Raw genomic sequence first — 23,794 nt, 5'->3', positions numbered from 1 at the left:
TCCTCCTTCATACGATTTCGTGTGAGTAAATACTCACACGTGCTTAGACAGTACCGATCTGTTAAGCATTAATAACCCGGACACCCTGAACATAAATATTCACGGAGTCAACAGATAATCCTACCGTTTTATTTAGTGTATATTTAACCTGATTTTGAACATTGTGAGCTACTTCAGAAATTTTTGTTCCATAACTTACAATAATATACATATCAATATGGATTTTATCATTATCCTGACGTACAACAATTCCCTTAGAGAAATTTTCTCTTCTTAATATTTCAGCAAGTCCATCTCTTAATTGCTTTTTAGAAGCCATGCCTACAATTCCGTAGCATTCTACGGCAGCACCACCTGCTACTGTGGAAATCACTTCATTTGAAATGGTGACATGACCATATTCATTTTGTAAATCAATGGACATATGAATCCTCCTCTACAATTCACTTAACTCATGGATATTTTACTACAAAGACCTTTGTTTTAAAAGATAAGCTATGTATGAATACAATTTCTCTTCATACAATGGCCTAAAATAAACATAATGTCAAGTATTTTTACTTTAGGGGTATGATTCAAACAGGAAGCCCAGGCCACAGCTCAACACAGAAAAGCAGACAGCGGATGAAATCATTCGTTCCACATTGCATTTTACTGCTTCTTATGATAAATTAATTTAGTATGTACTGAATATATATAGTTTTACTTGAATTAGGAGGGAATGTAAATGGCTCGTAAATGTGCTGTAACTGGACGTAAAACACGTTCTGGAAATAGTCGTTCACACGCAATGAATGCTAATAAACGTAAGTGGAAATCCAATGTACAAAAAGTACGTGTAATGATTGACGGAAAGCCTCAGAAGGTATATGTTTCTGCTCGCGCTTTAAAATCAGGTAAAATCAAGCGTGTATAATAAAAGTTCCTGATGGAAAGAAACGCATTCGTATTTTTTACGAATGCGTTTTTTTCTTTACTCAATTGGTGTGATTCCGAACGGTTGAATCCGTTTCTTTGTCCAACACCTGCTCCCGGGGCGATTCCGTTTTTCTTCTTGGCCTAGGAAATTATAAAATAAGCAATTTGTGGCTAAGAAAAACAGGTGAGGCCACGTCCGGCTCAGTCCAGTCCGTACGTCGCTAACGGGCGCTTCCGCCTTTGTTTTTCACAAAAAAAGCTGTCAGTTTTCCTGATTGACAGCTTTTTCTGTTAGCCCATGCTTCTTTTCCGGGTTGCACATGAGCAAATTCATTCTTTTCTGAATATCCCAATTATCCCTCTAACCATGCCACCGAGAAACCTTGGGAGTTTAATCGTATAAAATTTCATTAGATCCCCCTCCTCTAGCGATCAAATCAAAATTCCACAACACCCGTATGATGAAATGAAGACGCATTATTGGTGGACAGCATCGCTCCTTACCACTAATAATATGCCTTCATCAAATGAAAAAGTACCTTTTTTTCCAATTAAACGATTAGACGTGGACAGGGTAGTTCCAAATTCAAGAGTTGCGTTGGTTAACGGATAATAAAAATTTTTCAGAGTCAGGTTTTTAATCAAGGGTGTCTGTGGAATCAATGAAATATTCTCATAATTTTCATCATATTCTACTATATGCACACCCGCCCTCTTTAGTTCAATTAGATTTCCTTTATCTATGATTATTCCTCTTAAATTTTGTTCGGAAAGCTGATACAGCAGCTGTATATTAACGAGTTCATGATCCAGTCTTCCACCTGTAACCCCAAATAGATAGATTTTATCAGGCTTTAGCTCTATGGCTTTTTGAACAGCAATTTCCAAATCAGTCTGGTCTTTTTCAATAGGATAAGTGTCCACCTGATTGATTTTTGTATGAAGCATGGCTTTTTCATCTTCAGAAGTCGAATCAAAATCCCCCATCGCGTAGTCCGGAACAATTCCTTGATTAAGCAAATAGATACTTCCCCGATCTGCTCCTATCCATTGCACATTCTGTTCATTATACAAATGGAGATCCGGGAGTCTATCTTCAGGACCTCCACCAACTATACCCACTATAGTCATGATTGCTTCCTCCTCAATAAAGAAAGCCGCCTCCTGAAGGCAGCTTTTCAATAGAATCAAATTTTACTTTAAATAATCTCCTGACGTATTTCCTCCATAGCCTGTTTACGATTTTCTGAATTAAAAATCGCACTGCCAGCCACAAGTACATTGGTCCCGGCATCCGTACAACGCTTTGCTGTGTCTTTATTCACTCCACCATCCACTTCAATTTCAAACGAGAGGTTTTGCTCCTGTTTTAGAGCTGCTACTTCTTCAATCTTTGGAATGACCGATTCGATGAATGCCTGTCCGCCAAATCCGGGATTAACGGTCATTAATAAGACTAAATCAACATCAGGCAATATCGGCCGTATGGTTTCTACAGGCGTTGCAGGATTAATGACCACACCTGCCTTAACTCCATTTTGCTTAATCATCTGAATCGTTCTGTGTAGATGCACACAGGCCTCCTGGTGGACTGTAATAATATCTGCACCTGCATTTGCAAAAGCTTCTACATAATCTTCGGGCTTTTCAATCATTAAATGAACGTCAAGCGGCAGAGCAGTCACCGGCCTGATGGCTTTAACTATAAGTGGCCCGATAGTGATATTAGGAACAAAATGCCCATCCATCACATCGACATGAATATAATCGGCACCGGCCTGCTCAACATCCTTTACTTCTTCTCCAAGCCTGGCAAAATCGGCTGATAATATAGAAGGAGCTAATTTTGTCACTTTTAATACCTCGGCTTTCTTGACTGGATTTCTTCTAAAAACTGCAAATAATGGTTATAGCGAAATTCGGGGATATCCCCTGTTTGGACAGCATCTTTCACCGCACATTTCGGCTCTTTAAAATGCTTACAGCCCCTGAATTTACAGCCATCCTGCCTATCCACCATTTCCGGAAAGCATTCAGGGAGCTCTTCAGCCACAATCTCCCGGAAGTCAAGTGAACTAAAGCCGGGAGTATCAGCTACATACCCATCATTCATTGAAATGAATTCAACATGTCTTGTTGTGTGTTTTCCACGACCTAATGTTTCAGAAATATCTCCAATTTCCAGATCCAGACCTGGTTTAAGTGCATTAAGCAGTGAAGACTTTCCGACTCCCGACTGACCTGCTATCACGGACGTTTTCCCTTCTATATAAGGGACAAGCTGCTGAACCTGGTTTTTATCTTTAGAGCTTAGCCGGACAACGGAATAACCAATGTTCTCATAGATTTTCTGAACGGCTTCCATTTGCCTCTCAGCCTCAGAACTTACGAGATCCATTTTTGTAAGGACAATAACAGGTTCAATCCTTTTGGCCTCGATTAATACAAGGAAGCGGTCCAATAGTAAAGCATTAAAGTCAGGTTTGGCTGCAGAGGTTACGATAATCGCCTGATCAATATTGGATACAGGAGGCCGGACTAATTCATTGTTTCGTTCGTAAATTTTTGTGACATAACCGTCTCCATTATCGGTAATATCAATCTCTACCCTGTCCCCAACAAGAGGGGTAATCTTCTGTTTACGGAAAAGGCCTCTGCCTCTGCATTGATAAATGCCCTTATTTGGTACTTCTACATAATAAAACCCGCTTAATGCTTTTACAATTTTTCCTTTCTCCATGTACTTAATCTCCACCTTCTGGATTATTCGTGAATGTATTCGTATCGACTACATTTCCATTAACAAGGATGCGGTAGCTGCCTGTCTCTCCTGGAGCAACGACTACATCAAACTTATAGGGTTTGGTACTAGTAATCTCTTCACTTATATATGGAACAGAACCATCGTTATTCATATCCTCTATATAAATTTCTACCTTTACAGGCTCTGGTTCCTGTTTATTCCCGGAATCATCGTCATTTTCATTTCCATTACTCTGATTTACTTCTACTGTATATTCAACAGGATTTGTTTCAGGCTTTGGTTCCGGACCTTTTGAAATCACTACAGAAATTTCAGTACCTTCCTCCACTTCCTCATCTGGAGCAGGATCCTGACGAATAACATGTCCTTCTTTCACGTCAGCGGAGTACTCTTCCTCAGGTTCTGAAGACATAACTAAGTTGTTGTTGCTAATAAATTGATCGACTTCCTCTAACGCTGATCCTTTAAATGAAGGTATTGTTACCATAGGAGGGCCACTGCTAACCTCAAATCTTACAGAGGTATCCTCTGGAATAACGGGAGCTTCAGCCTCTGGATCCTGTGAAATGATCTCCCCCTCAGGTTTTTCTGATTCTACATCAAATTTTTTAATATCATCATAGCCCAAACCTTCGAGGATTTGTTTCACCTGGTCATATTGCTGACCAACGTAATCACCAAAAGCTTCTTTTTCAGGTCCTAGGCTGGTAATAATGGTTACAGTTGTACCTTCCCTGATAATGGACCCTGCTTCCGGGTCTGTTTCAATGACTTTTCCTTCTTCAATTTCATCAGAATTTTCCTGGTCATGATCAATTTCCACATCCAGTTCATTCAGGCGGTTCACAGCCTCTTCATAGGTTAATCCGGAAACATCCATAACTTCGACTTCATCCGGCATTAACAATTTAGGTAAAACAAAAATGGAAAATATAGCGGCTGCAAGTAAAACGCCTAAAATAGAGAAGGTCCATGCCTTCCAGTTCCTTTTCTTCTTTTTTGGTTCCTCTTCAGTTTCCGACTCTGGTTTCTTATGAATAACCGTATCCCCGTTCTGATTGCCAGCCAATTGGTGATCATTCGGGATAACGGGTATTGCTTTAGTTTCTTCTCCCTCTTCCTCAGGAGGCGAAAATTTTTCTTCGTTCATTCGGCTCGGGAGCAACACGGTCGCCAAATCTTCTTCAATTTGTGCTGTATTTTCATAGCGATGAAAAGGATTTTTTGCTGTCGCCTTTAATACAACATTTTCAACACTCTGGGGAATATCAGGAATCCATCTGCGTACAGACGGTGTTTTGCTTTGTAAATGCTTTAATGCAATAGATACAGCTGATTCCCCTGAAAATGGGAGTCTGCCTGTCAGCATTTCAAAAAATACAATACCTAATGAATAAATATCAGATTTTTTGATGGCTGTGCCACCTCTGGCCTGTTCGGGCGATAGATAATGAACAGAGCCCAGCACTGAGTTCGTCTGGGTTACACTTGTATGACTAAGTGCCATAGCAATACCAAAATCTGTTACTTTAGCATTCCCTTTATTATCAATCAGGATATTTTGAGGCTTTATATCTCTGTGAATAATTTCGTTATGATGGGCATGACTAATGGCAGAAGTAATCTGCTTCATGACATCCACAGCTTCCTCTGCAGGAAGAGGCCCATACTGCTGGATGTACTGCTTAAGAGTCATTCCCCTTACATATTCCATGACAATATAATAAATATTGTCATTGTCATCTTCTTCCCCTACATCATAAATACTGACGATATTTGGATGTGACAGGCTGATGGTTGATTGAGCTTCACGCCTGAACCTTTCAATAAACTCTTCGTCATGGGCGTATTCCATCCGTAAAGCCTTAATGGCAACCTTACGATCAAGAATGGTGTCATGGCCGAGATAAACATTGGCCATCCCCCCGCCACCTATTGCATTCAGTATTTTATAACGATCATTTAAGACTTGTCCTTCAAACACGTTTATTCACCCTCTTTCTCTTGAGGGGAATTTTGTACAATGGCTAAGGAAATGTTATCCTCGCCGCCTCGTTCATTGGCCAGATCAATCAGACTTCTCATGGACTCTTCAATCGAATCGGCCTCTATAATATACTGATGAAGCTCATGATCTTCTACCTTATTTGTCAAACCATCCGAACATAAAATTAAATAATTTCCAGAATCCCAAGTGATGGTTTTGGTGTCAATTTCCACATCCTTCTCTGTTCCCAATGCTTTCAGGAGAACATTCTTTCTCGGATGATGTTCCGCATCTTCAGGTGATAATTGTCCCGTTCTCACAAGCTCGTTTACAAGGGAATGGTCTTCTGTTACTTGAGAGAAACCGTTACTGTTTGACAAGTAACATCTGCTGTCTCCAATATGGGCAATCGTAATAAACTCATCTGTACAAACTGCTGCAACAATGGTAGTTCCCATACCCTTACACTCTTCATGGTCAATCGCATACTGTAAAATAATCTGATTAATATCCTTGATTTGATCTTCAAGCCATGTCTGTGCTTCGTCGGGTGATGTAATGGATTCTGTGTTCTTCCATCTGTTATGTAGTTCTGTCGTTGCGAGGGAACTGGCTACATCACCTGCACTGTGTCCCCCCATTCCATCAGCAACAATCGCAAGCATTTGATTTTGCTGATTAAAATAAATTCCACCTGAGTCTTCATTATGACTTCTGACATGCCCTGTATCGGTTAGAAAATTTCCTAACACTCGTATCACCCCGTCTTTTCTTACATGCTTATCCAGTTTAAATGATAAGCTCCTGGCACTATCATGATTTCGCTTTTCAGGATAAGCTTACAAAAAATCTAACACCTAAACTCTCCTCAATATCTATCTACTATAGAATACCATATTTATGATTTTTTGATTAATCTTGTTAAGAAAAATCCATCTGTGTCTAAATCATGGGGAAAAAGCTGGAGTCCCCATTGTGACAAACCGCTTAATTCTCTGCAAACAACTGGCAGGGATTCTCGAAAGGATGGATCGATTTCGTATTCAGGATGATTTTTCAAAAATTGCTGAATAACATGCTCATTTTCTTCCCTATCAACTGTGCATGTGCTGTAAACAAGCTTCCCGCCGGTCTTTAAAAGCGGTGCAACGGCCTCAAGTAAATCGGTCTGTATGCCAGATAAATTGGTGACATCCTCCGCTGATTTCTGATACTTAATATCAGGTTTACCTCGTAATACGCCCAATCCCGAACAAGGTGCGTCCAATAGAATCCGGTCAAAGGTCTCTTTTTCATAAATATCAGGCAGTGTACGGCTGTCGGCAGGCTTGGCAGTAATAATACTCAGCCCAAGGTCCTTGGCTTTTTCTTCTACCAGCTTCGCTTTTTTTGCGTGGAGATCATAGGCATGAATTTCTCCATTGTCTTTCATCTTTTCCGCAATGTGGGTCGTTTTCCCACCTGGAGCACTGCAAGCATCAAGTACAAACATACCCGGCTCCACATCCATCATTTCACCCACTAACATTGAGCTCTCATCCTGTACGGTGAAATATTCTTTAAATAATGGATGACGAAAGATGTTTCCGCTTTTCATAATGATTCCCTGTGAAGATAATAGAGAGCGTTCCACCTCAAAGCCATCCTGTTCAAGACGTTTTATCGCATCCTCACGACTCATTTTTGTGGATTGTACACGAACGGAAACATCCTTTTCGTGTAAGTTTTTAAGGCACATGGACCGTGCAATATCAAATCCGTACCATCTGACAAACCGTTTCACCAGCCATTCGGGATGACTCATTTCGACAGCCAGCCGTTTTACCGGGTCCTCAATGGAATCAAAGGAAGGGACTCCCTTTCGTTGAACATTTCGCAGGACACCATTGACAAATGAGCTTAAGCTTTTACCGCCTTTTTTCTTAGCCAATTCCACAGCTTCATAAATGATCGCATGATCGGGAACCCGTTCCAGGTAATGCATCTGATAAATGGCCAGATACAAAAGCCATCTTACCCAGGGTTTTACACGCTTTCGAACGAATGGTTTAAGAAAAAAAGCCAAGGTGTCTCTTCGCTGCAGCGTTCCGTAGACCAGTTCAGTAAGCAGGGAAACATCTTTCTGATTCAGATCATCTTTGCTTATTTCCTGCTGAATGAGTAAGTGACTGTAGCCACCACCTTGTCCAACACGTACTAATATATTTAAAGCTGCTTCACGTACTGTTTTTTGTGCCATGTTACTCTCCTAACCTGTCTCCTTTAGTAAGATTACTTCCTGCACCACGTAAAAAGGACTCAGCATTCATTCGTTTTTTGCCTGAGGGCTGAAGATCTGTAATGCGAATTCCTTTTTGATCCCCGCATACGACTGTAAACCCGTCATCATCCAATTCACTTATCGTACCGGGTGTTTCCTGAAAGGTGCTTTCAATCTTTTCCCCCCACCAGATTTTTACGTTTTTTCCGTTAAGCGTAGTCGATGCCACTGGCCAGGGATGGAGACCGCGAATATGGTTATAGACTTCTTCCTGTGACTGATTCCAGTTTATTCTTTCCTGTTCTCGTTTAATATTATAAGCAAATGTGGCCTGTTCATGATTCTGTTTTTCAGGTTCAATGGAGCGATTAAAGATTTCAGGCAAGGTTTCAATTAAGAGTCTGGCACCGGCGTCAGCCAGTTTGTTATGCAAAGAGCCGACATGATCTTTTTCATCAATAGGAACCCTGACTTTCGCTAACATATCACCTGCATCCAGGGCCTCTACCATATACATAATGGTGACTCCTGTTTCATGTTTGCCCTGTAAAATTGCATAGTGAATGGGCGCACCACCTCTTAATTCCGGAAGTAAAGAAGCGTGTACATTAATACATCCATACTCGGGCTCATCAAGTAATTCCTTAGGCAGAATCTGACCAAAGGCAGCTGTGACAATAAGGTCCGGACGGTATTCAAGCACCTTGTCATATTCATGTTTGATTTTCTCCGGCTGTATGACAGGAATATTATGCTTCTCGGCTTCAGCCTTTACTGGTGGTGGGGTTAATACACGCTTTCTCCCCTTGGGCCGATCTGGCTGGGTAACGACTGCAGCCACTTCATAGCCCGCTTGGATAATGGATTGCAGGACAGGAACGGCAAAGTCCGGGGTCCCCATAAATACGATACGTTTTGTCATTTGGGTCACTCCTTTTACATCATTTGCGTTGGTTGAAAGTCAACAGATATTTGTAAATCCTTTGTCTGAATTTCTTTTTCATATTGCTGGATAATTTTCTTCATATTCTCATACAGATTTGGTTCATTTTTGTATTTTATCATGCATTGATAGCGATATCTATTTTTAATCCTTGTAATAGGGGATGGCGTGGGCCCCATAATCTGTGTACGGTTCATACTCATCTCGTGTAAGGATTTTACAATTTTCTGCGTAACTTGAACGGCATAAGCATGATTGGGATGGGAAATCGTTACTAAAGCCAGAAAATAATAGGGTGGATATTTAAATCTTTTTCTCATTTTCATTTCATATTGAAAAAAGGGTTCAAATTGATACTGACTTGCCAGTTCAATACTGTAATGATCCGGTGTGTAAGATTGAACGACCACCTCACCTGGTAATTCATGACGGCCGGCTCTGCCACTAACCTGTGTTAATAATTGAAAGGTTTTTTCAGCTGAGCGAAAGTCCGGAATATGTAACATGGAATCAGCAGCAAGCACGCCTACTAATGTAACATTACTAAAATCAAGTCCTTTTGCTATCATTTGCGTCCCCAATAAAATATCCGCTTTTCTCTCCCTGAATTGATTTAATAATTTTTCATGGGAGCCCTTTCTCCGTGTGGTATCCACATCCATTCTAATGATACCGGCTTCCGGGAATGTCTGCTGAAGGGATTCCTCCACTTTCTGAGTTCCTGTACCAAAATAGCGGATAGAGTCACTTCCGCATTCCGGACACACCTGTGGCATAGGAATTTCATAGGAGCAATAATGGCATTTTAATCTCTCCTGCTTCCTATGATAGGTTAGAGAAATATCACAATGGGGACACTGAATGGTCGTCCCACAATCCCGGCAGATGACGAAGGTTGAATACCCTCTGCGATTTAAAAGCAGGACAATTTGTTCTTTTCGCTCTAAACGCTCACGAATACGTTCCTGTAATGGAAAGGAAAACATGGAACGATTACCCTGGTGAAGTTCGTCCCGCATATCTACAATTTCAACCTCTGGCATGCTTTGATTGTTCATCCGTTTCGACAATGTAAGCAAATGATAAACGCCCTTTTTCGCTCGTGCAAAAGATTCCAGAGTTGGCGTCGCACTTCCGAGAATAACAGGGCAATGGTGATACTCTCCCCGGAAAATCGCTATATCACGTGCATGATAGCGAGGGGTATCGTCCTGTTTATAGCTGTTTTCATGCTCTTCATCAATGATAATAATACCCAGATTTTCAAAAGGAGCAAAGATAGCGGACCTGGCCCCTACGACGACACGGACTTCCTTACGCTGAACTTTCCGCCACTCATCAAATTTTTCTCCAGCGGATAACCCACTATGCATCACAGCTACGTCTGAGCCAAATCGTCCTTTAAAGCGCTGTACCATTTGAGGGGTTAAGGATATTTCCGGCACCAGCACGATCGCTTCCTGTCCTTTGTCTAATGCATTCTGAATAGACTGCAGATAAATTTCAGTCTTTCCGCTTCCTGTAACACCATGGAGCAGGAAAACTTCATGCTCATGATGATCCATCGTCTGATGAATGGGTTTTATCGCTTTCGCTTGTTCCTCTGTTAAAGGTAAAGGTTCGGTTCTTTCAAAATTACGATTTTCATAGGGATCCCGATAAACTTCTTTTTCATATAAGCGGATCAAACCCCGACTGACTAATGATTGAACGGTGGACCGAGTTGTATGGAGCTTTGTTAACAATTGCTTTAAAAGAATGGGCTCAGGATTCTCAAGAAAAAATCCGATAATGGCTTTCTGTTTTTTGGCCTGATTGGAAGTTTCCATGAAGCCTTCCTCTAACTGAAAGGCATCCACCGGTTCTGCCCAGGTCATTTTCTTTCTGGTTTCTTTACTTTTGACGACATATCTGACCTCAGCCAAACCATCTTTGATTGCAGTGCGAATTTTAATATAAGGGATGTTCCTCTCCTCTATCTCCTCAAACGTGACCATAACCCGCCCGGCAAATAGTATCTGTAAAGTTTCCGACAGCTCTTCCTCCTCAGCTAGCAGCCACAATTCTTTTTTATATTTAGCCTTCAGTATCTGAGGGAGCATCACTTGTAAAGAGGTTATCTGGAAGCTTAAAGTCCGATTGGCAATCCATGTCCCCAGTTGTAAAAGTTCCTGAGTCAGAACAGGTGTGTAATCCAGAACTTCGTCGATTTCTTTTAATTCTTTCACTTCTGTATTCGTTTTGATTTCAATAACAAAGCCCATGACCTTTCTCGGTCCAAAAGGAATAATTACCCTCATCCCCTCTTCCAGGCTGTCTTTATATCGATCAGGAATTCGATAATCAAACACATGATCAATAGCCATGGAAGGGACATCAACAATTACACTTGCAATTTTCACTGTTCTCCTCCCTTTAAGTCTTCCTCAATTAGAGAAAATAGCTGTTGAGCAATTTTAACTTTTGAGTTTAGTGACAGCTTTTGCTGTTTTCCTGTCTTTGAAATAAAAGCTGCTTCATTTGTATCAGCTGAAAAACCGGCATTCTCCTGACTGACATCGTTAACGACAATGGCATCCAGATTTTTTCTTTCGAGCTTTTCCCTGCCATATTGAATCACATTTGATGTTTCGGCGGCAAACCCAACTAAGTATTGGTGCTTTTGTTTTTTCTCCCCTAAAGCTTTTAAAATATCCTCTGTCCGCTCTAGTTCAATGACGAGCGAACCCTCCTGCTTTTTCATTTTTTGATCAAAGGTTTCCTTAGGCCGGTAATCTGCAACTGCGGCTGCTTTAATAATAATATCAGCCTTATCATAATGGCGGAATACTTCATGATACATATCCCGGGCGCTCTCAACTTCCATTCGACTGACTCCATTCGGTACTCCCAGATTGGATGGTCCGGAAATTAAGGTAACGCTCGCACCCAGTTTTGCAGCAGTTTCGGCAATCGCGTAGCCCATTTTTCCTGAAGAATGATTGGTAAAAAAGCGGACAGGATCAATCGATTCCCGTGTAGGGCCGGCTGTGACTAATATGTGTTTGCCATTATAATAAGAAGAGGATTCTTTTGTCCCTATATGCTCTTCAATAACGTCAAGGATTGATTCAGGTTCTTCCAGCCTGCCTTTGCCTACATAACCACACGCAAGAAAACCTTCGCCAGGTTCGATAAACTGATAACCAAAATCATGTAAGGTCTGCATATTCTTCTGAACAGCTGGGTGGGCATACATATGAACATTCATCGCCGGAGCTACATACACGGTTGCTTCTGTAGCAAGCAGCGTCGTTGTCAGCATATCATCTGCTATTCCATTTGCAGCTTTTCCGATCACATTTGCTGTTGCTGGAGCAAGAATAAATAAATCGGCCCAATCTGCCAAATCGATGTGAGCAATTTTTTCCGGATCCTTTTCATCAAAGGTGTCCGTATAAACCGGCTGCCTGGATAAAGCCTGAAATGTCAGGGGACTGACAAATTGAGTCGCATGATTGGTCATTATAACCTTTACGATGGCTCCTCTCTGGACAAGCTTACTTGTCAGTGCACATGCCTTATAAGCGGCAATGCCTCCTGATACTCCTAATACGACCTTTTTTCCTTTTAACATCCTTCATTCCCCTCTTTCCTTAACCCTTTAATAGAGAAGACCATGAACAAAATGGTGTCATTAAGTGCAAAAAATAACAACCCTGTTAAGGTTGTTATTTCAATTAATCATAGGTGATTATTCATAGTCATGATTAGCCGTTTCAAGTTTTTCGGCACGAATTTCTTCCAAAGCAGTCCCGACTAATTTATTGGATTTCACATCATCAATCATCGGATCATCCGTGAATTGTAGTTCTCTTGCACGTTTAGCCGACAGAATAACTAATGCATATTTCGAATTGATTTTTTCAAGCAATTCATCAACAGATGGTTCCAACATCATTCTATATCACTCTCCAATGCTTTTTTATATTCTTCGGCAATTCTTTCTCTTTTACAATGTTCTGCCTGAACAATGGAATTTATTTTTTCTACAGCATGACTTACTGTATCATTAACCACTACATAATCATAGGCTTCCATCATTTCAATTTCTTCTTTAGCAGCTAACAGCCGATTTCGAACCAGGTCCTCTGTTTCTGTGCCTCTGTTTACAATACGATTTTTTAGCTCATCGAGACTAGGCGGGAACAGGAAAATAAAGACTCCCTCTGGAAAATTTTCTTTTACTTGCAGAGCACCCTGAACTTCGATTTCGAGGAATACATCCTTACCTGATTCAAGTGTCTGTTCCACGTATTCTCTTGGAGTTCCATAATAATTTCCGACATATTCTGCCCACTCAAGCAGCTTACTCTCTTCAATCATTTTCTCTACTTCATCTTTTTCATGAAAGAAGTAGTCAACTCCGTGTTTTTCCCCATTTCTTGGCTTACGTGTTGTAACAGAAATCGAATATTGCAAATCTGTTGCCTGATCAAATAATGCTTTTCTTACTGTGCCTTTTCCGACTCCTGATGGGCCAGATAAAACAAAAAGTATACCTTTATTCTCAATCACAATATTGCCTCCTAGCCTTCATCCGACATGTCATCATTACTAATGACACGTTGACCAACTGTTTCTGGTTGAACTGCAGAAAGGATAACATGATCACTATCTGCAACGATGACTGCACGTGTACGTCTTCCATATGTAGCATCTATCAATTTATTATTGTCTCTTGCAACCGTTATAATACGCTTAATAGGCGCTGATTCTGGTGAAACAATGGAAATAATCCGATTTGCTGATACAACATTCCCAAAGCCAATATTAATTAATTTTAAACTCAAGTATGGTTCCTCCTCTAATTTACGCTTTTCTGTCTCTTATCGCAACATTTATTATGTAATAAAGTGCCGGTCGCCTCCGCTATTCTTTGTCCAGCTGCGGCTCCCAGGCCTTTGCGGATATAAGCCAAAGCCATTACGTGGCAAAAACATGCCACTACATGTCTTCGCCTTATACCTCCAGACCTGAACAGTCGCCTCCGCTTTTCTTCAAAATATACAGGATTTTTTGGGTTTATTCAACATTCTGGATTTGTTCTTTAAGCTTTTCGACTTCACTTTTGATACTTACAACCCATTCTGACAAATCACCGTCATTTGATTTGGAGCCTATCGTGTTAACCTCCCGATGCATTTCCTGGACAATAAAATCAAGCTTCCTTCCAATTGATTCATCATCCTGCTCCAACGTTGACACAAATTGATGGATATGACTGAAAAGCCTTGTAACTTCTTCTGTAATATCCCCCTTTTCAGCCAGTAAGGCCACCTCCTGCATCATTCTGCGCTCCTCATAAAGCTCTTCATTCATATACTCTTCAATTCTCTGGCGAATGCGCTGACGATATTCTTCCATAATGATGTCCCGTTGTTTCTCCAGCTTTTGCACGACCGTCTGTACAAAATGAATGCGCTGCTTTAGATCATTAAAGAGAGCGTTCCCTTCATGTTCTCTCATTTCCAAGGCTTTTTTGCAGGCAGTATAACAGGTGCGGAGTAATACATCTTCAAAATCACTACTGGTATTTTCCTGTTCCACAATAGAAAACGCATCCTCAAGCTTCAGAATATCCTGTACACGAACAGATCCGGACAGCTGATAATGATTCTGTATGGAGGACAACTTCTCAATATATTGATCTAATAGATCCCAATCAATGTTAATGGTTCGTTAACCAGACCTTCCCCTTCTATCGTCACCATGACATCAATCCGTCCACGTGTAAAGAATGATCTGGCCTGTTCCTTAATTTTCTCTTCAATATACAGAAGCATCTTTGGCATTTTAATTGACAGGTCTAAAAAACGATGATTAACAGTGCGCACTTCTACTGTAATTCTTGTTTCCCCTATTGCTGCGATTTCTCTACCGTAGCCTGTCATACTCTTAACCAAGACTTCTCACTTCCATTTCTCTTACCAATTATAGGATAATTGCTACGATATACATTATTTTATCATGATTTACTTGGAATTTCTAATAAATTTGTCAAAATACACCGTTTCAGACATGAATCGAATGATTTTTTTCCTTCCCTGAAGGCATCCAGATAAACGTTGGTATAGCGCTTAATGCCAGAATATAAATCCATTCGGTCAGAGGCAACTCTACTGTATGAAAAATTGGCTGTAGAGGTTCAAAATACACAACAACCAGTAATAGCAGAATCGAGGAAATCACTGCTCCTACCAGAGAAAGATTTCCCAATGGATTGCGTGAGAAGACCGAATAATCCGATCGGCAATCAAATACATGAATAAGCTGGGCCATTACTAATGTGACAAAGGCTACCGTCTGGGCGTAGGCTAAATGATCAGGACTTTTTTGATAGGTAAAGATAAAGGCTATCAATGTGACCAGACCAATTAAAAATCCTCTGCTTACAATTTTAAAACCCAGTCCTCTGGCGAATACACTTTCCTTCTGGCTTCGAGGTGGACGTTTCATTACATCTTTTTCAGGCTGGTCCAGACCTAAGGCGAGTGCAGGCAGTCCATCTGTAACTAAATTTACCCAAAGAATTTGTACTGGAACTAATGGGAGAGGCATAGCTAGCATCATGGCAAACAGCATCACCAGAATTTCTCCTACATTGGAAGCTAACAGATATCGGATAAATTTCCTGATATTTTCATAAATATTTCGTCCTTCTTCAATAGCAGATTTTATGGTCGCAAAATGATCGTCCATTAAAATTAATGAGGAGGCTTCCTTGGTGACATCTGTCCCGCCTTTTCCCATACTTATTCCAATATCGCTGGCTTTTATGGCAGGGGCATCATTGACTCCATCCCCTGTCATGGCTACAACATGACCACGATTTTGAAAGGCTTTTACAATTCTTAATTTATGCTCAGGGGAAACACGGGCAAAGACATACACCTCAGGAATGATGGCTTCCAGTTCCTCATCGGTCATTTGACTTAATTGGTACCCACCTAAAACTTTTCCATGAGGAGGAAGCAGCTTCAGCTGTCGGGCAATAGCCTGTGCCGTATTTACGTGATCGCCGGTGATCATCACCGTTTTTACACCAGCTTGTCGGCAGGTTTCAATTGCCTCTGCTGCTTCCTCCCGTGGTGGATCCATCAAACCAAATAATCCTGCAAAGGTTAAATGATTTTCCAGTTGAAAGTCCTTTTCGTTTTCTGAAGGGTCCAGTTCTTTAACACAGACAGCAATTGTCCGTAAGGCTTCATTCGTCATTCTTTCCATCATGTGATGAATATGCTTTTCTTTTTTAGGTGTAAAGGGGCGTCTTTCACTGCCTTCCTGTATCCAGCTTGTCCGTTTCAGCAATACATCAGGAGCCCCTTTAGAAATAACAAACCGTTTCCCTTTTTCGTCTTTTACAACAACCGTCATACGCTTCCTGGCCGAATCAAACGGAATCTCATGAATCACGTTCAACCCCTGCAGATTTTGTCGGGATAAACCTGCTTTTTCTGCCGCAACCACCAGTGCACCTTCAGTAGGATCCCCATCAATTTGAAAACGGCCATTGGTTTTCAAAATTTCAGCATGGCTGCATAAAAGGGTGTTTTTCAGTATTTGACTCAAAGCGCTCGTGCTTAATGGATCGATTTTCTTTCGATTGAGGTAAAACTTTCCCTTAGGATGATAGCCCTGTCCTGTAACAAAATAGTGCTGCTTTGGTACATATATCTGTTGCACAGTCATTTGATTCTGGGTCAGAGTTCCCGTTTTATCTGAGCAGACAACGGAGGCTGACCCCAGGGTTTCGACCGCTGACAGCTTGCGAACTACAGCTTTTCGCTTAATCATCCGCTGCACACCTAAGGACAGAGCAACCGTTACAATAGCCGGAAGTCCTTCAGGGATAGCAGCAACAGCTAAGGATACGCCCGCTAGAAACATTTCATAGATTGGGTGTCCCTGATAAATTCCTAATAGGGCGACAGCAACAGTTAATAGAATGGCACCGACAATGAGGATCTTCCCTAGTTCTTCAAGCTTTCTTTCGAGAGGTGTTGGTATTCGCTCTGTGGAAGACAGCATTGAAGCAATCTGTCCCATGGCGGTTGACATTCCAGTGGCTACAACCACTCCGGTCCCACTTCCTCTGGTGACTAATGTACCGGAAAAGGCCATATTGTGCTGATCGCCAAGCTCAACATTTTCTTTTGGAATAGGCTGTTCATTCTTAACCGCAGGAATCGATTCCCCGGTTAAAACGGATTCCTCTATCTCAAGTGCATTTACATCCAGCAAACGAAGATCCGCACTGATTCTGTCACCTGTTTTCACTTTTACAATGTCCCCGGGGACAAGTTCACGACTTGTTTTATTGACCCAGACGCCATCTTGTAATACCGTGACAACCGGAGCGGATAATTCTTTTAATTTTGCCATCGATTTTTCAGCCTTCTGCTCCTGAAAATAGCCTAAAAGACCATTTAGTAGAACAATGGCCATAATGGCAATAGCATCGATATATTCGCCCAACAAACCAGAGATCAGAGTTGCTCCAAGTAAAACAAGCACCATAAAATCTTTAAACTGCTGGACAAACAAATAGATTCTGGATACTGACACCTGTTCAGCAATTTCATTTTCGCCGTGTTGTCTTAAACGCTCCTCCGCTTGTTTTTCCGATAACCCATGGCCTGCATTTGTCTGTAACTGCTCTTCTATTTCTCTTTGATTTTTCGTATACCACTTCACGGTTATTACCCCCATACCGAGCTTCTTGTGTATATCTATTCAGACAAGCCTTAAAAAATGCTATACTTTGTATGATATGAGGTGATGAAGATGTCATTTGATGGAGTTGTAACACGAGCCGTTGTTGATGAATTATCAACGAAGCTAACGAGCGGCCGAATACTGAAAATTTATCAGCCAACAAGCACTGAATTAGTGATGACTGTGCGTAGCCACGGAGAAAATCATAAGCTTCTCCTGTCTGTACACCCAAGCTACGCCCGTATACATTTAACCAGTGAATCCCTGACCAATCCTAAGGAGCCACCAATGTTCTGTATGCTTTTAAGAAAGTATCTGGCTGGTGGATTTATTGAGAAGATTGAGCAAAAAAACATGGAGCGTATAATTGCCTTTCGAATTTACAGTAAGGATGAAATCGGGGATATTACGAGCAAAACTCTTATGGTGGAAATTATGGGAAAACATAGCAATATCATGCTGGTGGATGACGAAAAAAATGTGATTTTAGACAGCATGAAGCATATTTCACCTGCTCAGAACCGTCATCGTACTATATTACCAGGACAGCCGTATGTTTTTCCTCCTGAGCAGAATAAACTGCACCCCTTAGAAATAGACGGTGAAAGATTTATAAAAAAACTGGATTTTAATAAAGGAAAGCTGGATCAGCAAATGGTTCATACTTTAATGGGGATTTCTCCATTAATAGCCAAGGAATTACAGCACCGCGCTCACCTGGGTTCCACCCAAAAGTATCAGGAGGTTTTTGAAAGGTTCCAAAAGGATTTAAGGGAACACAACTACACACCTGCCGTTTATCAGGGCGGCAAAGAACAATTTTATGTATTTATACTTGATTCGCTTCCAAACGAACGAATCACCTTTTCTTCTGTCAGCGAAATGCTGGATGCCTACTATCGTGGAAAAGCTGAACGGGACCGGGTCAAACAGCAGACAGCGGATATTTACCGACTGCTGAAAAATGAGCGGGACAAAAACAAACGTAAAATTAAAAAACATCAGCAGACGTTAAAAAAAGCTGAAAAGGCTGAGCAATATCAGAAGCTCGGGGAGTTATTAACAGCGAATATGCACCTTGTTAAAACAGGGGATACAGTCGTTAAGGTGGTTGATTACTACGATCCGGACCAATCAGAACTGGAAATTGAACTGAATCCGAATAAAACACCAAGTGAAAATGCACAAAGTCTATTCCAGACCTATCAGAAACTGAAGAAATCAAAACAGGTTGTGACCACGGAAATTGACAGGGCCAAGGATGAAATTCAATATTTAGAGCAGTTAATGCAGCAGTTAGAAACTGCACGGGAACAAGATTTAGAGGAAATACGTGAGGAACTGCAGGAGCAGGGCTATATCAGGAAAAAAGCTAAGAAGTCTAAGAAAAAGCAAAACCAGAAGCCCCAACTGGATGAATACGAGGCTGCAGATGGTACACTCATTCTAGTCGGACGCAACAATAAACAAAATGAATATTTAACGAATCGACTGGCCAATAAAGACGAAATATGGCTGCACGCGAAGGATATACCTGGATCCCATGTCGTTATTCGAACGCAAAATCCAAGCCAGGAGACCATTGAAGAGGCAGCTGAACTTGCCGCTTTTTACAGCAAATCAAAAATGTCTTCTACCGTTCCGATTGATTATACACAGGTTAAGCATGTGCGTAAGCCATCTGGTGCCAAACCCGGATATGTTATCTATGACAATCAGAAGACCGTTTATGTTACCCCTGATGAGCGAAAGGTTAATCAGATGAAAAGAAGTCAGACATAATTTCACGTTTGATGAAAAATAAATGAAAAAAACGAGCATAACCTCATTGGGTATGCTCGTTTTTTTAATAGGCCAAAAGGATGTTAAATAGTCTGAAACAGTAGAATAAATAGCAGAATCGTAGCCAGATAAGTAAAAGCACTGTGCCCCCAATATTTTCGATCATGGTTACGGATCATAAAATAGTTCCATACTGCAAAAAGGAGCACTCCAGTCAAAAAGCTTGTACTCGCTTTCCAGGAGAGAATCGTTTCTGTGTCCCCCATGGAAAAGGCGACCCAGAACAAAATATAAAGGTAACACGTAATGAGTCCGAGTGCTGCATTTCCAATCATGAGCCAGGCCCATTTTGATATTTTCACAACATCACAGCCTTTTATCTATTTTCTGAAACCTATTGTACAATGCTAATCTGGAAAAATGCAACACTCCGGTAATCTGCTTTTAATTGTCCAGCTGCGGCTCCTAGGTCAAGGCGGATATAAGCCAAAGCCCTTACGTGGCGAAAACCATGCCACTCCATGTCTTCGTCTTATCCCGCATGACCTGACCACTCGCCTCCGCTTTTCTCTGTCCAGCTGCGGCTCCCAGGCCTAAACGGTCGCCTCCGCTTTTCTAATTAAGCTGCTTCGTTGTCTGTGGTTATTTCTTCTGATGCTTCAAACATATTTCCGTTACCAAAGCTCTTTTCTTTGCCTGGTAATACCAGGTTTAATAAAACTCCGACAATCGCCGATAGAGCCATGCCTGCGATTTGCAGGTTTTCATTTACCTGTATATAGGCTCCACCAATTCCCAGGACAAGGATTACAGAAGAAATGATTAAGTTTCTTTTTTCACCCAAATCTACTTGATTATCAACTAACATGCGAAGACCGCTTGAAGCGATAATCCCAAACAATAGAATGGAGACTCCCCCCATTACAGCAGAAGGAATGGATTCGATTAAAAGGACAATACTGGTCGTAAAACCGAAAAAGATAGCAATAACTGCCGCTCCCCCTATAACAAACACACTGAATACGCGTGTTATTGCCAGGACACCGATATTTTCCCCGTAAGTGGTATTTGGTGGCCCTCCAAGGAAGGAAGCGATCATTGTTGCCACACCATCTCCCATAATGGAGCGATGCAGCCCTGGTTTTTCAAGAAAATTACGTCCGGCTACTTTGGATAGCACCATCTGATCTCCAATATGCTCCGCTACTGTCACAAGAGCAATAGGAACCATAATCCAGAAAATTCCTGCATTTACAACCTCTAATGGATTGTAATCTTTAAATGGTACCGTGAAGTCAGGCACTTGAAAGAAGGCTGCGAAAAATCCGGCAATCGAACCACTGTTCACCAATTCATTCCAATGCTGGCTTAACGCCTCTGTATTGACAATTCCCTGAGTCAGGGCGAATACATATCCTCCAATAATTCCTATTAAAATCGGAATTAAGCCAAAGAAGCCTTTAAAAAACATCGTCGCTAAAATCGTAATTCCTAATGCCACAAGTGCTACTGTAAAATGAGCAGAGCTGTATTCACCATTTACATTCATGGCCATATCTACGGCTGTAGGAGCGAGACCAAGTCCAATGACGATGATTATGGGTCCGACTACAACAGGAGGTAAAATATTCATTAACCATTTGGTTCCGAGTATACGAATAAATACTGAAATCAGTCCATAAACAACGCCGGCCAGAAAGCTTCCCACCATTACTCCCGGCATTCCATAAGCAGCATCTGCCAGTGTTATAGGAGTAATAAAGGCAAAGCTTGAACCAAGATAAGCGGGTATCCTTCCTTTCGTGATAAATAGATAGGCCAATGTTCCTAATCCACTGGAAACTAAAGCAGCCGATTGAGACATTTCGGTTAGAAGGGGCACTAAAATTGTAGCGCCAAACATAGCAAATAAGTGCTGCAGGCTTAATATGAACCATCTGCTTTTCTTTGGTATATCTCTTACACCCATAACCATGTTTTCATTACTCATATAAACACTCTCCCTTTTTGTCATTAAAAAAACCTCTTTGCACAAGTCGCAAAGAGGTATACGTAACCTGAAATAAGTTACGCCAATCATTTTTGCGACCTTCTGTAGCCTCTCTGGACTCAGTTAAAGGTCCTCCATTCGTTATTCAGTTCGTATTCTCTTAATCATAAATCGTTACTTCATCTTCCTGATCAATCTCATCCACATGAACCACAATGACCTCTTCTTTTGAAGTAGGAATATTTTTTCCGACATAGTCCGCACGAATAGGCAGTTCACGATGACCCCGATCCACTAATACGGCTAGTTGTACTTGATGAGGCCTTCCAAGATCCATAACAGCGTCCATGGCGGCCCGCACGGTTCTACCTGTGAAAAGGACATCATCGACAAGAACAACCGTCTTATTATTGACATCTGCTTCAATCTGAGCAGCCTTTAGTTCTGGTTCTTCCAGGTTTTCCTTCCTGCTTAAATCATCTCTGTAAAAGGTTATATCCAGTTCACCAACCGGGACACTTGCTCCTTCAATGTCCTGTATCCTTTTTGCAAGACGATAAGCAATCGGGGCGCCTCTCGTTTTAATACCGACTAAAATTAAGCCATCCGTACCTTTGTTTTTTTCGAGAATTTCATGAGCGATTCTGGTTAGTCCCCGGCCCATTGCAGCCTGATCGAGTAACTGTGCTTTAAAATTCAATTTGCCCCTCCTTTTTCCGAACCATAATAGCTGAATAAAGGATTTTTCCGTAAAAAAACCCTTTTGCCAAAGATGGCAAAAGGGTTCACGTCAACATACTTTACCTGCTGTTCCTTTTATCCGCCACCTTCTCAGTCTCACTGGACTGATTTTAAAGGTTCTTTATTATTTTCAAAATTAATTATTACAGAATCCGCAGCACCTGTCAACCACGGATTCTTAATTCCTTCAACAGTTGCTGAAAGTCATCAGGTGGATCTGCTTGAAACTCAAGCCATTCTTTCGTTATCGGATGCTCAAACCCAAGTTTTCTTGCATGAAGAGCCTGTCCATTGATATCCAATGTTTTACGTGGACCATATTTAGGATCACCGGCCAGAGGGTAACCAATATATCTGAAATGTACCCGTATTTGATGGGTTCTCCCGGTTTCCAGCTCACATTCAACATGAGTAAATTCCGCAAAACGGTCCAGCACGTGAAAATGAGTAACGGCGTCCTTCCCTTTATCCACGACAGCCATCCTTTGGCGGTCATTTGGATCTCGTCCAATCGGCGCATCGATTGTACCGATATCATGCTCCAGCACTCCATGAATTATAGCTTCATATTTACGTTTAATGGTTTTTTTTGCTAATTGATCTGCCAATCCCATATGAGCCTGGTCATTTTTCGCCACCATGAGCAGTCCGCTCGTGTCCTTATCAATGCGATGGACAATCCCCGGCCTCATCACTCCATTAATTCCCGATAGATCATCACAATGGTAGAGAACGGCATTGACCAGTGTTCCGGTTGTATGACCCGCAGAAGGATGGACAACCATGCCATTTGGTTTATTAACGACCAGCACATCCTCATCCTCATAGACGATATCAATAGGAATATTCTCTGCCTTGATATCAAGCGGTTCAGGTTCAGGAATGGTCCAGGTAATCTCATCCCCTGCCTGACATTTATAATTGCTTTTCACCTTTTGATGATTGACTTTCACAAGCTGATCCTTTACCCATGATTGCACCTGTGATCTGGAGACCTTATCGTTGATTTTCGTTAAAATCTTGTCAATACGTTCATCTTGTTCTGTCTCTGTTACTGTGTAAGAATGTACACTCATTGCTTTGCCTCTCCTTTAAACCGTTCTTCAAAAAGGGTGTAGATTAACATTAGGATGACACCAACCACGAGTGAAGAATCTGCGACATTAAAAATTGGGTAGTCGTAGCCAAAAATAATGAAATCAAAAAAGTCCACGACCTCCTGGCGAAAGATACGATCGATAAAATTACCTATCGCTCCAGCCAGAATCAGGCTTAAGGACCATCCTAAAAGAGGGTGCTCCTTTACATGTTTTTGCATATAGTAAATCACGAAAATGACGACAATCGTTGTTACAATGTAGAAAAACCACATTTGTCCTTGTAAAATCCCCCACGCTGCGCCTTTATTACGATGGGAAGTTATGTAAAAGAAATTTTCGATGACAGGAATACTTTCATATAGGGCCATTTGTTTATCAACGATCCATTTTGTGACCTGATCAATTGCAATGATTATAAATGCTGCAAGATAATACCACACATCATTTTCCCCCATCTGGTTAGATTCATTCTTCAAGCATTTTACCACATCCATGAAAAAAAATCCTATGAACAAAGGATTTTAGAAGAAAAGGCTGCCTCAGGAGAAGCTG

Annotated in this window: 24 protein-coding genes; 2 read left to right on the top strand and 22 right to left on the bottom strand. The window is 41.3% G+C overall.

The features are described 5' to 3' along the window. Positions 1–61: 61 nt before the first annotated feature. Positions 62–424 (bottom strand): Asp23/Gls24 family envelope stress response protein, encoded by a 363-nt coding sequence (locus ABD006_RS11340; RefSeq protein ID WP_044157356.1) that lies wholly within the window; start codon positions 422–424, stop codon positions 62–64. 303 nt (positions 425–727) lie between these two features. On the opposite strand from ABD006_RS11340, the gene rpmB reads away from it, so the two are divergent. Next, on the top strand, positions 728–916 hold the full coding sequence (gene rpmB, locus ABD006_RS11335) for a 50S ribosomal protein L28 (protein ID WP_044157354.1): 189 nt from the start codon (positions 728–730) through the stop codon (positions 914–916). 332 nt (positions 917–1,248) lie between these two features. Here the strand turns inward: rpmB and spoVM are convergent, their stop codons facing one another. The 16 genes from spoVM to ABD006_RS11255 form a co-directional block, all read right to left on the bottom strand. Next, positions 1,249–1,329 (bottom strand): stage V sporulation protein SpoVM, encoded by an 81-nt coding sequence (gene spoVM / locus ABD006_RS11330; RefSeq protein ID WP_044157353.1) that lies wholly within the window; start codon positions 1,327–1,329, stop codon positions 1,249–1,251. Between the two features lie 66 nt (positions 1,330–1,395). Then, positions 1,396–2,049 carry a thiamine diphosphokinase gene (locus tag ABD006_RS11325; RefSeq protein ID WP_343841017.1) on the bottom strand — a complete coding sequence of 218 codons (654 nt, stop codon included), beginning with the start codon at positions 2,047–2,049 and terminating at the stop codon, positions 1,396–1,398. A 68-nt stretch (positions 2,050–2,117) separates the two neighbouring features. After that, positions 2,118–2,771 carry a ribulose-phosphate 3-epimerase gene (gene rpe / locus ABD006_RS11320; RefSeq protein WP_343841014.1) on the bottom strand — a complete coding sequence of 218 codons (654 nt, stop codon included), beginning with the start codon at positions 2,769–2,771 and terminating at the stop codon, positions 2,118–2,120. Positions 2,772–2,773: 2 nt separating this feature from the next. Next, positions 2,774–3,658, bottom strand: a complete 885-nt coding sequence (gene rsgA / locus ABD006_RS11315; protein ID WP_343841011.1) for a ribosome small subunit-dependent GTPase A — start codon at positions 3,656–3,658, stop codon at positions 2,774–2,776. 4 nt (positions 3,659–3,662) lie between these two features. Further along, positions 3,663–5,666 (bottom strand): Stk1 family PASTA domain-containing Ser/Thr kinase, encoded by a 2,004-nt coding sequence (gene pknB / locus ABD006_RS11310; RefSeq protein WP_343841008.1) that lies wholly within the window; start codon positions 5,664–5,666, stop codon positions 3,663–3,665. A 2-nt stretch (positions 5,667–5,668) separates the two neighbouring features. After that, positions 5,669–6,421 carry a Stp1/IreP family PP2C-type Ser/Thr phosphatase gene (locus tag ABD006_RS11305; RefSeq protein ID WP_343841005.1) on the bottom strand — a complete coding sequence of 251 codons (753 nt, stop codon included), beginning with the start codon at positions 6,419–6,421 and terminating at the stop codon, positions 5,669–5,671. Between the two features lie 146 nt (positions 6,422–6,567). Beyond that, positions 6,568–7,908, bottom strand: a complete 1,341-nt coding sequence (gene rsmB, locus ABD006_RS11300; RefSeq protein ID WP_343841002.1) for a 16S rRNA (cytosine(967)-C(5))-methyltransferase RsmB — start codon at positions 7,906–7,908, stop codon at positions 6,568–6,570. Position 7,909: 1 nt separating this feature from the next. Beyond that, complete coding sequence (gene fmt / locus ABD006_RS11295) at positions 7,910–8,851, bottom strand: methionyl-tRNA formyltransferase (RefSeq protein ID WP_343840999.1); 942 nt, start codon at positions 8,849–8,851, stop codon at positions 7,910–7,912. A 14-nt stretch (positions 8,852–8,865) separates the two neighbouring features. Next, positions 8,866–11,274, bottom strand: coding sequence for a primosomal protein N' (priA, locus tag ABD006_RS11290; protein ID WP_343840996.1), 2,409 nt, complete (start codon positions 11,272–11,274; stop codon positions 8,866–8,868). Then, positions 11,271–12,488, bottom strand: coding sequence for a bifunctional phosphopantothenoylcysteine decarboxylase/phosphopantothenate--cysteine ligase CoaBC (gene coaBC / locus ABD006_RS11285; protein WP_343840993.1), 1,218 nt, complete (start codon positions 12,486–12,488; stop codon positions 11,271–11,273). Before coaBC ends, priA begins: the two co-directional genes overlap by 4 nt. A 117-nt stretch (positions 12,489–12,605) precedes the next feature. Then, on the bottom strand, positions 12,606–12,812 hold the full coding sequence (gene rpoZ, locus ABD006_RS11280; RefSeq protein WP_343840991.1) for a DNA-directed RNA polymerase subunit omega: 207 nt from the start codon (positions 12,810–12,812) through the stop codon (positions 12,606–12,608). Next, the gene (gmk, locus tag ABD006_RS11275; protein ID WP_343840989.1) at positions 12,809–13,429 is read right to left on the bottom strand and encodes a guanylate kinase; all 621 of its coding nucleotides are present in this window, start codon (positions 13,427–13,429) and stop codon (positions 12,809–12,811) included. Before gmk ends, rpoZ begins: the two co-directional genes overlap by 4 nt. Before the next feature lie 11 nt (positions 13,430–13,440). Further along, a complete protein-coding gene (gene remA, locus ABD006_RS11270) occupies positions 13,441–13,704 on the bottom strand; it encodes an extracellular matrix/biofilm regulator RemA (RefSeq protein WP_093136413.1) in 264 nt (87 codons plus the stop codon). A 232-nt stretch (positions 13,705–13,936) separates the two neighbouring features. Further along, on the bottom strand, positions 13,937–14,545 hold the full coding sequence (locus ABD006_RS11265) for a YicC/YloC family endoribonuclease (RefSeq protein ID WP_343840985.1): 609 nt from the start codon (positions 14,543–14,545) through the stop codon (positions 13,937–13,939). A gap of 17 nt (positions 14,546–14,562) precedes the next feature. Further along, complete coding sequence (locus tag ABD006_RS11260; protein ID WP_343840982.1) at positions 14,563–14,805, bottom strand: YicC/YloC family endoribonuclease; 243 nt, start codon at positions 14,803–14,805, stop codon at positions 14,563–14,565. Positions 14,806–14,926: 121 nt separating this feature from the next. Further along, on the bottom strand, positions 14,927–17,608 hold the full coding sequence (locus ABD006_RS11255) for a calcium-translocating P-type ATPase, SERCA-type (protein ID WP_343840979.1): 2,682 nt from the start codon (positions 17,606–17,608) through the stop codon (positions 14,927–14,929). Positions 17,609–17,698: 90 nt separating this feature from the next. Here ABD006_RS11255 and ABD006_RS11250 point away from each other — a divergent pair, with 90 nt between their 5' ends. Then, entirely contained in the window at positions 17,699–19,411 is a 1,713-nt protein-coding gene (locus tag ABD006_RS11250) for an Rqc2 family fibronectin-binding protein (protein WP_343840977.1), read from the top strand. A gap of 83 nt (positions 19,412–19,494) precedes the next feature. Here ABD006_RS11250 and ABD006_RS11245 read toward each other — a convergent pair whose 3' ends face one another. The 5 genes from ABD006_RS11245 to lspA all read right to left on the bottom strand — a co-directional run bounded on the left by ABD006_RS11245 (position 19,495) and on the right by lspA (position 23,736). After that, positions 19,495–19,773, bottom strand: coding sequence for a hypothetical protein (locus ABD006_RS11245; RefSeq protein WP_343840974.1), 279 nt, complete (start codon positions 19,771–19,773; stop codon positions 19,495–19,497). Between the two features lie 257 nt (positions 19,774–20,030). Then, positions 20,031–21,401, bottom strand: coding sequence for a solute carrier family 23 protein (locus ABD006_RS11240; RefSeq protein ID WP_343840973.1), 1,371 nt, complete (start codon positions 21,399–21,401; stop codon positions 20,031–20,033). Between the two features lie 160 nt (positions 21,402–21,561). Beyond that, the gene (pyrR, locus tag ABD006_RS11235) at positions 21,562–22,101 is read right to left on the bottom strand and encodes a bifunctional pyr operon transcriptional regulator/uracil phosphoribosyltransferase PyrR (RefSeq protein ID WP_343840970.1); all 540 of its coding nucleotides are present in this window, start codon (positions 22,099–22,101) and stop codon (positions 21,562–21,564) included. A gap of 205 nt (positions 22,102–22,306) precedes the next feature. Next, positions 22,307–23,218: an RluA family pseudouridine synthase gene (locus ABD006_RS11230; protein ID WP_343840967.1), complete on the bottom strand. Its 912-nt coding sequence runs from the start codon at positions 23,216–23,218 to the stop codon at positions 22,307–22,309. Further along, the gene (gene lspA, locus ABD006_RS11225; protein WP_343840964.1) at positions 23,215–23,736 is read right to left on the bottom strand and encodes a signal peptidase II; all 522 of its coding nucleotides are present in this window, start codon (positions 23,734–23,736) and stop codon (positions 23,215–23,217) included. Before lspA ends, ABD006_RS11230 begins: the two co-directional genes overlap by 4 nt. Positions 23,737–23,794: the final 58 nt, after the last annotated feature.

This window comes from Salinibacillus aidingensis, from assembly GCF_039522525.1.
Classification (GTDB): Bacteria; Bacillota; Bacilli; order Bacillales; family Alkalibacillaceae; genus Salinibacillus; species Salinibacillus aidingensis.
This window is presented reverse-complemented; position numbering and strand designations above follow the sequence as displayed.